The 11,131-nt window shown below is 69.4% G+C and carries 7 protein-coding genes; all 7 read right to left on the bottom strand.

The features are described 5' to 3' along the window. Positions 1 to 1,482 (bottom strand): DEAD/DEAH box helicase (locus GA0115259_RS20565; RefSeq protein WP_093599214.1); only part of this gene is annotated, 1,482 nt, incomplete at its 3' end. A 91-nt stretch (positions 1,483 to 1,573) separates the two neighbouring features. Next, the gene (locus tag GA0115259_RS20560) at positions 1,574 to 1,777 is read right to left on the bottom strand and encodes a cold-shock protein (protein WP_015607926.1); all 204 of its coding nucleotides are present in this window, start codon (positions 1,775 to 1,777) and stop codon (positions 1,574 to 1,576) included. A gap of 195 nt (positions 1,778 to 1,972) precedes the next feature. After that, on the bottom strand, positions 1,973 to 2,476 hold the full coding sequence (locus GA0115259_RS20555; protein ID WP_093599211.1) for a pyridoxamine 5'-phosphate oxidase family protein: 504 nt from the start codon (positions 2,474 to 2,476) through the stop codon (positions 1,973 to 1,975). A gap of 64 nt (positions 2,477 to 2,540) precedes the next feature. Then, complete coding sequence (locus tag GA0115259_RS20550) at positions 2,541 to 3,344, bottom strand: vWA domain-containing protein (protein WP_093599208.1); 804 nt, start codon at positions 3,342 to 3,344, stop codon at positions 2,541 to 2,543. 175 nt (positions 3,345 to 3,519) lie between these two features. Beyond that, positions 3,520 to 4,980 carry a glutamate synthase subunit beta gene (locus GA0115259_RS20545; RefSeq protein ID WP_093599205.1) on the bottom strand — a complete coding sequence of 487 codons (1,461 nt, stop codon included), beginning with the start codon at positions 4,978 to 4,980 and terminating at the stop codon, positions 3,520 to 3,522. After that, positions 4,973 to 9,532 carry a glutamate synthase large subunit gene (gene gltB, locus GA0115259_RS20540; RefSeq protein WP_093599202.1) on the bottom strand — a complete coding sequence of 1,520 codons (4,560 nt, stop codon included), beginning with the start codon at positions 9,530 to 9,532 and terminating at the stop codon, positions 4,973 to 4,975. Before gltB ends, GA0115259_RS20545 begins: the two co-directional genes overlap by 8 nt. A gap of 547 nt (positions 9,533 to 10,079) precedes the next feature. Beyond that, positions 10,080 to 10,808, bottom strand: a complete 729-nt coding sequence (locus GA0115259_RS20535) for a VIT1/CCC1 transporter family protein (RefSeq protein ID WP_093599199.1) — start codon at positions 10,806 to 10,808, stop codon at positions 10,080 to 10,082. Between the last annotated feature and the right edge of the window lie 323 nt (positions 10,809 to 11,131).

Here is an 11,131-nt window from a genome sequence, read left to right as displayed (position 1 = left end):
CCGGCGGCCACGGCTGCCGCGCGCGGTGCCGGCGCCGCCGATACGGGCCGTACCGCCACCGCCACCGCTGCCCGCGCCGGGCCGCGACGTCCGTGTCTTCTGCTTCGCCTGGACGACCGGCTGCGGCACCTCGATGGTGACGGCCACACCGGAAGGCTCCCGCGCACCCGTGAGCCGCGTCAGCTCCTCGTCCGTCGACTTGATCCGCGCCGACCTCGGCGCGATCCCGGCGTCGGACATCAGCCGTGTCATCTCGCGCCGCTGCTCGGGCAGCACCAGCGTCACCACACTGCCGGACTCGCCCGCCCTGGCGGTGCGCCCGCCGCGGTGGAGGTAGTCCTTGTGGTCGACGGGCGGATCGACGTTGACGACGAGGTCGAGATCGTCCACATGGATGCCGCGCGCCGCGACATTCGTCGCGACGAGACAGGTGACCAGGCCGTTCTTGAACTGTTCGAGCGTCCGGTTGCGCTGCGGCTGCGAACGGCCGCCGTGCAGCCCCGAGGCGCGTACACCGCTCGCCAGCAGCCGCTTGACCAGCCGGTCCACCGACCGCTTGGTGTCCAGGAAGAGCAGCACCCGTCCGTCACGCGCGGCGATCCGCGTCGTGATCTCCTTCTTGTCCGTCTCGTCCAGGACATAGAGCACATGGTGTTCCATCGTGGTGACCGCGCCCTGGGACGGGTCGACCGAGTGGACCACGGGATCGGTCAGATACTGCCGTACGAGCCGGTCGATATTGCGGTCGAGCGTCGCCGAGAACAGCATCCGCTGCCCGTTCGGCTCTACTTGCTTGAGCAGCGCCGTGACCTGCGGCATAAAGCCCATGTCGGCCATCTGGTCGGCCTCGTCGAGCACGGTGATCGCGACCTGGTCCAGCCGGCAGTCGCCGCGCTCGATGAGGTCCTTGAGCCGTCCCGGCGTCGCGACCAGCACCTCCGCGCCGCGCCGCAGCGCGCCCGCCTGCTTGCCGATCGAGAGCCCGCCGACGACCGTGGTCAGCTTCAGATTGACGGCGGTGGCGTACGGAGTGAGCGCGTCGGTCACCTGCTGCGCCAGTTCACGCGTGGGTACGAGCACCAGCGCGAGAGGCGCGCGCGGCTCGGCGCGCCGGCCCGCCGTACGGGCGAGGAGCGCCAGCCCGAAGGCGAGAGTCTTGCCGGAGCCGGTGCGCCCCCGGCCGAGGATGTCGCGTCCCGCGAGGGAGTTCGGCAGCGTCGCGCCCTGGATGGGGAACGGCTGGGTCACTCCCTGTGCGGTGAGAGTCTTGAGCAGGCCCGCGGGCATGTCCAGCTCGTCGAACGCCTCGACGGCGGGCAGCGCGGGGGTGATGGTTTCCGGCAGCGTGAATTCCTGCGGACGGGCGGCGGCGCGCCGGGCGGGTGCCTTGGCCGTGCCTTTCGCGGGTCCCTTGGCGCGGGAGTTCACCGGGCGCTTGCCGGCAGGACGGGCAGCACGCTCGTGCCGCTCGGATCGAGTCATTCGGAAAAGCCTTCCTGGGCCTGAGGACAGCGCGAGCCGGGGCCCGCACCTGCGTGGTGCGGGCCCCGGCTGCGAGGTACGCGTCCGGGAACTAGGCCGGGACGATGTTCTCCGCCTGCGGGCCCTTCTGGCCCTGCGTGACGTCGAACGAGACCTTCTGGCCCTCCTGGAGCTCACGGAAGCCCTGGGTGGCGATGTTGGAGTAGTGGGCGAAGACGTCGGCGCCGCCGCCGTCCTGCTCGATGAAGCCGAAGCCCTTTTCCGAGTTGAACCACTTCACGGTGCCAGTAGCCATGTCATTCTCCTAAAACAGGTGCAGAGCCGGAAATCCGCACTTTACGAATTCCTCGTCGCCGCATTGAGCCCCATCCGGAGAAGCCGGCAAAAACAATAATGCGCCTGAGGAACATTCCCGTCAGGCGCACATAAAGTTCATGGGTACCAAAACTGCAACGCGGTCAGCCTAGCACGCCCCGGCACCGGACAGCGATCAGGCGTCCTCCTCCCTCGGCGGGCCTTCGCCGGCTCCCCGGCGTACGGTGCGCAGCGGCTGCCCGGGGCGCCAGATCCGTACGACCATGTCCTCACCGTCCATCCCGGTCCATACGACCTCGGAGAGTTCCACCCGGAAGAGATGGAACGGCAGCGGCACCCCGACCTCGGCCGAGACCCGCGCGAGCAGGCTCTCGTCGGTGACGGCCAGGGCCCGGCCGCCGATCCTGACGTCGCCGTCGGCCAGCGCGTTGCCGGAGCCGGGATTCGCCTGCACATTGAGCCGGGGATCGCGCAGCAGATCGAGTGCCTTGAGGGAATTCGGCATCATGCCGAGCCACAACTCCCCGAAGAGAAAGGGGACTTCGAGGCCCGACACACGCGGCGAGCCGTCCTTGCGGAGAGTCGCGAGGACATGGTGGGGATACATCTGGAATCGCTGCCGCACGGTGTCGGCGAAGTCCGGTTCCGCGGACCGGAAATCCGCCCAGGTGAATGTCATGGACCCAGCCAACCGTTCATACCCGACACCTTCTGTCAGGTTTCACCGCGGGTTTCCTGAATTTTCATCGGCGGACGATGCCCAGCTCGCGCGCCCGGCGCAGCCAGCCCGGGAACTCGCCGACCAGCCGGTCGTACAGCTCCGCGTCCGTGACCTTCCTCGGGTCCTCGCCCGCGTGGAAGAAACCGGCGTTGTCGACGGGCCGTTTCGCCGGGACGGCGAGTTCGTCCAGCTTGCGGAGGAAGTCGAACTGTCTGCTGTCCGGATCGCCGAAGCCGATGAACTGCCAGAACAGCGGCAGTCTCGCCGCCTTGCAGAGATACCGCTCCGCCGCGGGCCTGCTGATCGGGCCGCCGTCCGTCTGGAAGACCACCAGTGCGGGCGCCGTGGACCCGCTGTCCAGATAGTGGTCGATCACCGCGTCCATCGCCAGGTGATAGCTGGTCTTGCCCATATGTCCGAGTCCGGCGACGATCGCGTCGATACGGCCCTGGTGACCGGCCAGCGAGATGTCCGTCTCGGCGTCGATGTCCGTGGAGAAGATGACGACGGGAACGGTGCCGTCGTCGTCGAGATGGGCGGAGAGACCGAGGACCCGGTCGGCGAGCGCCTGGACGCTGCCGTCCTTGTAGTACTCCCTCATCGAGCCCGAGTGGTCGAGGACGAGATAAACGGCCGCCCGCTGTCCGTCGAGTCCGTTCTTCACCAGCGAGACGCCGGCGCTCTTGTAGAGGCTGACGAGCGCGGGCGCCGTCTCCTCGATCTTGCGCAGGCTGATGGCAGATCCCACGGCGTCCCCCCAGGTCGCTCGGTACGCGGATCCGTCGAGCCTACGCGAGGCGACCGGCCGTACCGACAGGTCCGCCATGGCACGGCGCCTGCCATCGGTCCGGTCGGGGACAGGGGGCAGGCGCCGCGTTCCGCGGGACGGCCCGGGAGACGCTCCCCGGGCCGGCACCGCCCGTACGCCGTTGTACGGGAGTCTTCTGGGTGGGACGGAACTGGTGAACCAGGTGGACCAAGCCGAATCGCCGGACGGAGCGTCAGGCCGTCAGTGCCCGGTCCGTCGGACGGATCGGCGCCGGCAGATCACTGGCACCGGTGAGATAGCGGTCCACACCGCGCGCCGCAGAGCGGCCCTCGGCGATCGCCCACACGATCAGCGACTGCCCGCGGCCCGCGTCACCGGCGACATACACGCCGGGAACATTGGTCGCGAAGTCCGCGTCCCGCGCGATGTTGCCGCGCTCGTCCAGCTCCAGACCGAACTGCTCGACCAGGCCGTTCGCCTGGTCCGTACCGGTGAAGCCCATCGCGAGCGTGACGAGCTGCGCAGGGATCCGCCGCTCGGTGCCGGGCCTCTGCGCCGGCTTGCCGTCCTTGAACTCCACCTCCACCAGGTGCAGGAACTGGACGTTGCCGTTCTCGTCGCCCTCGAAGTGGGTGGTGGACACGGAGTAGACCCGCTCGCCGCCCTCCTCGTGCGCGGAGGTGACCTTGTAGAGCATCGGGAACGTCGGCCACGGCTGGTGCGGCGCGCGCTCGTCACCGGGCCTCGGCATGATCTCCAGCTGGGTGACGGAGGCGGCGCCCTGGCGGTGAGCCGTACCGACACAGTCCGCGCCGGTGTCGCCGCCGCCGATGACCACGACGTGCTTGCCCTCGGCGGTGATCGGGGAGACCGTCAGATCGCCCTCCTGCACCTTGTTGGCGAGCGGCAGATACTCCATCGCGGCATGGATGCCCTTGAGCTCACGGCCCGGGACGGGCAGATCGCGCGAGACGGTGGCGCCCGCGGCGATGACCACGGCGTCGTGCCGCTTGCGCAGCTTGGCCGCGTCGAGGTCCCGGCCGATCTCGATCTCCGTACGGAACTTGGTGCCCTCCGCGCGCATTTGCTCGATACGCCGGTTGATGTGCACCTTCTCCATCTTGAACGCGGGGATGCCGTACCGCAGGAGTCCGCCGATCCGGTCGGCGCGCTCGTACACGGCGACGGTGTGGCCCGCGCGGGTGAGCTGCTGGGCGGCGGCCAGTCCGGCCGGTCCCGAGCCGATGACGGCGACGGTCTTGCCGGAGAGGCGCTCGGGCGGCTGCGGAGTGACATCGCCGCTGTCCCACGCCTTGTCGATGATGGAGACCTCGACGTTCTTGATGGTCACGGCCGGCTGGTTGATGGCGAGCACGCACGCGGACTCACAGGGCGCGGGACAGAGCCGCCCGGTGAACTCCGGGAAGTTGTTGGTCGCGTGCAGCCGCTCGCTCGCCGCCGTCCAGTCCTCGCGGTAGGCGTAGTCGTTCCACTCGGGGATCAGATTTCCCAGCGGGCAGCCGTTGTGGCAGAACGGGATGCCGCAGTCCATGCAGCGGCCGGCCTGCTTGCTGATGATCGGGAGCAGCGAGCCGGGTACGTAGACCTCGTTCCAGTCCTTGACGCGCTCCTCGGCGGGACGGGTTTCGGCGACCTCGCGGCCGGTGGTGAGAAAGCCCTTCGGGTCAGCCATTGGTCGCCGCCTCCATCATCTTCTCGGTGGTCTCGGTCTCCGAGAGACCGGCCAGCTCGGCGGCGTCCTTGGCGGCGAGCACTGCCTTGTACGTGGTCGGGATGATCTTGCTGAAGCGGTCCACGGCGGTGTCCCACTCGGCCAGCAGCTTCTCGGCGACGGTGGAGCCCGTCTCCTCCTGGTGGCGGCGCACCACATCGTGCAGCCACTGCTTGTCGGTGTCGTCGAGCGGTCCCACGGCGGCGAGGTTCCCGGCGTTGACATGGTCCGGGTCCAGGTCGACGACGTAGGCGATACCGCCGGACATGCCGGCCGCGAAGTTGCGTCCGGTCTCGCCGAGGACGACGGCGTGACCGCCGGTCATGTACTCGCAGCCGTGGTCTCCCACGCCCTCGGAGACGACCGTGGCGCCGGAGTTGCGGACGCAGAAGCGCTCGCCGGTGCGCCCGCGCAGGAACAGCTCGCCGCCGGTGGCACCGTAGGCGATGGTGTTGCCCGCGATGGTGGAGTACTCGGCGAGATGGTCGGCGCCGCGGTCGGGACGTACGACGATCCGGCCGCCGGACAGGCCCTTGCCGACATAGTCGTTGGCGTCGCCCTCCAGCCGCAGCGTGACACCGCGCGGCAGGAACGCGCCGAAGGACTGGCCCGCGGAGCCGGTGAAGGTGATGTCGACGGTGTCGTCGGGCAGGCCCGCGCCGCCGAACTTCTTGGTCACCTGGTGCCCCAGCATGGTGCCCACGGTGCGGTTGATGTTCCGGATGCCGATCTGGGCGCGTACGGGCTGGGCGGCCTCGGCGCTGTCGGCGTTCAGCGCGTCGGCGGCGAGCTTGATCAGCTCGTTGTCGAGGGCCTTCGCCAGTCCGTGGTCCTGCTCGACCGTGCGGTGGCGTACGGCGTTGCCGGGCAGCGCGGGCACATGGAAGAGCGGCTTGAGGTCGAGGCCCTGGGCCTTCCAGTGCGTCACGGCGCGCTCGGTGTCGAGCAGTTCGGCGTGGCCGACGGCCTCTTCAAGAGTACGGAAGCCCAGCTCGGCGAGGATCTCCCGGACCTCCCGCGCGATGAACTCGAAGAAGTTGACGATGTACTCGGCCTTGCCGGAGAACCGCTCGCGCAGCACCGGATTCTGGGTGGCGATGCCGACCGGGCAGGTGTCGAGATGGCAGACGCGCATCATGACGCAGCCGGAGACGACGAGCGGCGCGGTGGCGAAGCCGAACTCCTCGGCGCCGAGCAGCGCGGCGATGACGACATCGCGGCCGGTCTTGAGCTGTCCGTCGGTCTGCACGACGATCCGGTCGCGCAGACCGTTGAGCAGCAGCGTCTGCTGGGTCTCGGCGAGGCCCAGCTCCCAGGGGCCGCCCGCGTGCTTGAGCGAGGTGAGCGGCGAGGCGCCCGTACCGCCGTCGTGGCCGGAGATCAGTACGACATCGGCGTGGGCCTTGGAGACCCCGGCGGCGACCGTGCCGACACCGACCTCGGAGACCAGCTTCACATGGATACGGGCCTGCGGATTGGCGTTCTTGAGGTCGTGGATGAGCTGGGCGAGGTCCTCGATGGAGTAGATGTCGTGGTGCGGCGGCGGCGAGATCAGCCCGACTCCGGGGGTGGAGTGCCGGGTCCTGGCGACCCATGGGTAGACCTTGTGTCCGGGAAGCTGGCCGCCCTCGCCGGGCTTGGCGCCCTGCGCCATCTTGATCTGGATGTCGTCGGCGTTGACCAGATACTCGCTGGTGACACCGAAGCGCCCGGAGGCGACCTGCTTGATGGAGGAGCGGCGCGCCGGGTCGTAGAGCCGGTCCGCGTCCTCGCCGCCCTCGCCGGTGTTGGACTTGCCGCCGAGCTGGTTCATGGCGATGGCGAGCGTCTCGTGCGCCTCGCGGGAGATCGAGCCGTACGACATGGCGCCGGTGGAGAAGCGCTTGACGATCTCGGAGACCGGCTCGACCTCGTCGACGGGGACCGGCGCGCGGTCGGAGGCGAAACCGAACAGACCGCGCAGTGTCATCAGCCGCTCGGACTGCTCGTTCACCCGGTCGGTGTACTTCTTGAAGATGTCATAGCGGCGTGAGCGCGTGGCGTGCTGGAGGCGGAAGACGGTCTCCGGGTCGAAGAGATGCGGCTCGCCCTCGCGGCGCCACTGGTACTCGCCGCCGATCTCCAGCTTGCGGTGGCTGGCGGAGATCCCGGAGGCCGGATAGCCCCTGGCGTGGCGGGCGGCGACCTCCTCGGCGACGACATCGAGACCGGCACCGCCGATCTTGGTGGTGGTGCCGTTGAAGTACTTCTCGACAAAGGCCTGGTCGAGACCGACGGCCTCGAAGACCTGGGCGCCTCGGTAGGAGGCGACGGTCGAGATGCCCATCTTGGACATCACCTTGAGGACGCCCTTGCCCAGGGCGTAGATCAGATTGCGGATGGCCCGCTCGGGCGCCAGGCCCTCGATGAACGTACCGGCGCGCACCAGGTCCTCGACGGACTCCATGGCGAGATACGGGTTGACCGCGGCGGCTCCGTATCCGATGAGCAGCGCGACATGGTGCACCTCGCGGACATCGCCGGCCTCGACCAGCAGCCCGACCTGGGTGCGCTGCTTGGTGCGGATGAGGTGGTGGTGCACGGCGGCGGTGAGCAGCAGCGAAGGGATCGGGGCATGCTCGGCGTCGGAGTGCCGGTCGGAGAGCACGATGATCCGGGCGCCGCTCTCCAGGGCTGCGTCGGTCTCGGCGCAGATCTCGTCGATACGTGCGGCGAGGGCCTCTCCGCCGCCGCTGACGCGGTAGAGACCGGAGAGCGTCGCGGCCTTCATGCCCGGCATGTCGCCGTCGGCGTTTATGTGGACGAGCTTGGCCAGCTCGTCGTTGTCGATCACCGGAAAGGGCAGGGTGACACTGCGGCAGGACGCGGCGGTCGGCTCCAGCAGATTGCCCTGCGGGCCGAGCGTGGAGCGCAGCGAGGTGACCAGCTCCTCGCGGATGGCGTCCAGCGGCGGGTTGGTGACCTGCGCGAAGAGCTGCGTGAAGTAGTCGAAGAGCAGCCGGGGCCGGGCGGAGAGCGCGGCGATCGGCGAGTCGGTGCCCATGGAGCCGATCGGCTCGGCGCCGGTCCGTGCCATCGGCGCGAGCAGGACGCGCAGCTCCTCCTCGGTGTAGCCGAAGGTCTGCTGGCGGCGGGTGACCGAGGCGTGGGTGTGCACGATGTGCTCGCGCTCGGGGAGGTCCGACAGCTCGATCTCGCCGGTCTCCAGCCAGTCCTGGTACGGCTTCTCGGCGGCGAGGGCCGCCTTGATCTCGTCGTCCTCGATGATGCGGTGCTCGGCGGTGTCGACCAGGAACATCCGGCCGGGCTGGAGCCGGCCCTTGCGGACGACCTTGGCCGGGTCGATGTCGAGGACGCCGACCTCGGAGGAGAGCACGACGAGGCCGTCGTCGGTCACCCAGTAGCGGCCGGGACGCAGTCCGTTGCGGTCGAGGACCGCGCCTACCTGGGTGCCGTCGGTGAAGGTGACACAGGCCGGGCCGTCCCAGGGCTCCATCATCGTGGCGTGGAACTGGTAGAAGGCGCGCCGGGCGGGATCCATGGAGTCATGGTTCTCCCAGGCCTCGGGGACCATCATCAGCACGGAGTGCGGCAGCGACCGGCCGCCGAGGTGGAGCAGTTCGAGGACCTCGTCGAAGGTCGCGGAGTCGGAGGCGTCCGGCGTACAGACCGGGAAGATCCGCTCCAGCCCGCCGGGACCGAAGAGACCGGAGCCGAGCTGGGACTCACGGGCGCGCATCCAGTTGCGATTGCCCTTGACGGTGTTGATCTCGCCGTTGTGCGCGACGAAGCGGTACGGGTGGGCCAGCGGCCAGCTCGGGAAGGTGTTGGTGGAGAAGCGCGAGTGGACCAGCGAGATCGCGGTCGCGAGCCGGCGGTCGGAGAGGTCCGGGAAGAACGGTTCGAGCTGGCCGGTGGTGAGCATGCCCTTGTAGACGAGCGTGCGGGCGGAGAGGGAGGGGAAGTAGGTCCCGGCCTCGCGCTCGGCGCGCTTGCGCAGCAGGAACGCCTTGCGGTCGAGGGCGATGCCCGTGCTCGTACCGTCCGCGACGAAGAGCTGGCGGAAGGCCGGCATCGTGGCGCGCGCGGTGGCGCCGAGCAGCTCGGGCGCGACGGGTACGGCACGCCAGCCGAGGACGGTCAGGCCCTCCTCCGCGGCGATGGTCTCGATCCGTGAGACGGCCTCGGTGGAGTCGTCGGCGGGCAGGAAGGCGATGCCCACGGCGTACGCACCGGCCTCGGGCAGCGGGAAACCGGCGGCCTCGCGCAGAAAGGCGTCCGGCACCTGGAGCAGGATTCCGGCGCCATCGCCGGAGTCGGGCTCGGATCCGGTGGCGCCGCGGTGCTCAAGATTGCGCAGTACGGTCAGCGCCTGCTCCACCAGCGCGTGGCTGGCTACACCGGTGAGGGTGGCCACGAACCCGACACCACAGGCGTCGTGCTCGTTACGGGGGTCGTACATGCCCTGAGGGGCAGGGCGACCGTCCATGGGCGACCAGGCGTCGGAACGCATCGGCTCTCCCGTCGTCGTGTGTTCGGCGTGGCATTCGCGATTACCGAGGGACGACGCTGGCCCTCCAAGAAATTTCGTGCAGGTTACATGATGGGCAGCTTCTCGGGAAGCGGATAGCACATTCCAGCATGTGGACACCGCTCATGGCGGCGAATATGGGGATCGGACGGACAGATCGTCGCCCGCCCGGCGGGGCGGAGCAGGGCTTCATTGCCCGCGGCGCCTACGGCTCATGCCCGGCCATTAACGACCTGAAACCGCCGGGTAACGGCTCACTATGTGGCGCCTCGCATAGTGTCTCAGCCCCGTGTCGCGGACACCCGGGGATGTACGTCACAGGGTGGGGGTTTTGTGCCCGTACCGCAAGGCCGGAGGCAGGGCGTGCGGGCCGTCCGGGGACGCGTGCGAATTCCCGGTACTCACGGTGTTACGGAGACATGGCGTACGGACGACAGGGCCGCCCATACGGCAAGGGTCTCAGAGGCCGGGCAGGTCTCCGGAGGCCGGGCGGTCCCAGAGGCCCGGCGGCGGAAAGGTCAGACCGAGGTCAGACCGCCGCGCCGAAGAGGGCACCAAGGCCATAGGTGAGCGCCGCGGCCGTACCGCCCAGGACGAGCTGCCGCAGCCCGCTGTACCACCAGCTCCGCGCGGTCACCCGGGCCACCAGCGCACCGCAGGCGAACAGCCCGCTCAGCGCGAGCGCCACCGCGGGCCACAGCGCCGTGGCACCGAGCAGATACGGCAGTACGGGCAGCAGCGCGCCCAGCGCGAACGAACCGAACGACGACACCGCGGCGACCGTCGGCGAGGGCAGATCGTCCGGATCGATCCCCAGCTCCTCGCGCGCGTGTATCTCCAGCGCCTGTTCCGGATCCGTCGAGAGCTGCCGGGCCACCTCGCGCGCGAGCGCGGGCTCCACGCCTCGCGACTCGTACAGCGCGGCCAGCTCCTCCATCTCGTCCGCGGGATGCCTGCGCAGCTCTCCGCGCTCCACATCCAGCTCCGCCTGGACCAGCTCACGCTGGGAGGCCACCGAGGTGTACTCGCCCGCGGCCATGGAGAAGGCACCGGCCGCGAGGCCCGCGAGCCCGGTGATCACGATCGTCTGCTGGGAGACCGCGCCGCCGGCGACACCGGTCATCAGCGCCAGGTTCGAGACCAGTCCGTCCATCGCGCCGAAGACCGCGGGACGCAGCCAGCCGCCGTTCACATCGCGGTGCGTGTGGTTGTCGCGGTGCGCCTCGTGGAGCGTGGCCTCGGTCTCGATGATGGACATGGTTCTCCCCTTCCCGGAGGCGGATCGGGGCCCTCACGCGGACCGGTCCCGGTCTCCCGACGCTTCGAAAATACGCACGAAAAAGCGCTCCCGCCAGCAAGGAAGGCCGTACTTACCAGGCATGACAGGCCATCGGAACGGAAGAGCGCCGCCCGTGTCACCCGGGTGACAGCGGCGTTTGCCGGACTCCTCGGGCGCCCGGCGTGGCACAGATCCAGGAACACAGATCCAGGAACACCGCACAGGCTCGCGCGAAAGGGCCACATGATGGAGTCCACCGCGTGCGATCCCGCCGCCTCTGCCGCCGCGCCTGCCGCCGCCTC

It is taken from the genome of Streptomyces sp. MnatMP-M17 (assembly GCF_900091995.1).
Lineage (GTDB): Bacteria > Actinomycetota > Actinomycetes > Streptomycetales > Streptomycetaceae > Streptomyces.
This window is presented reverse-complemented; position numbering and strand designations above follow the sequence as displayed.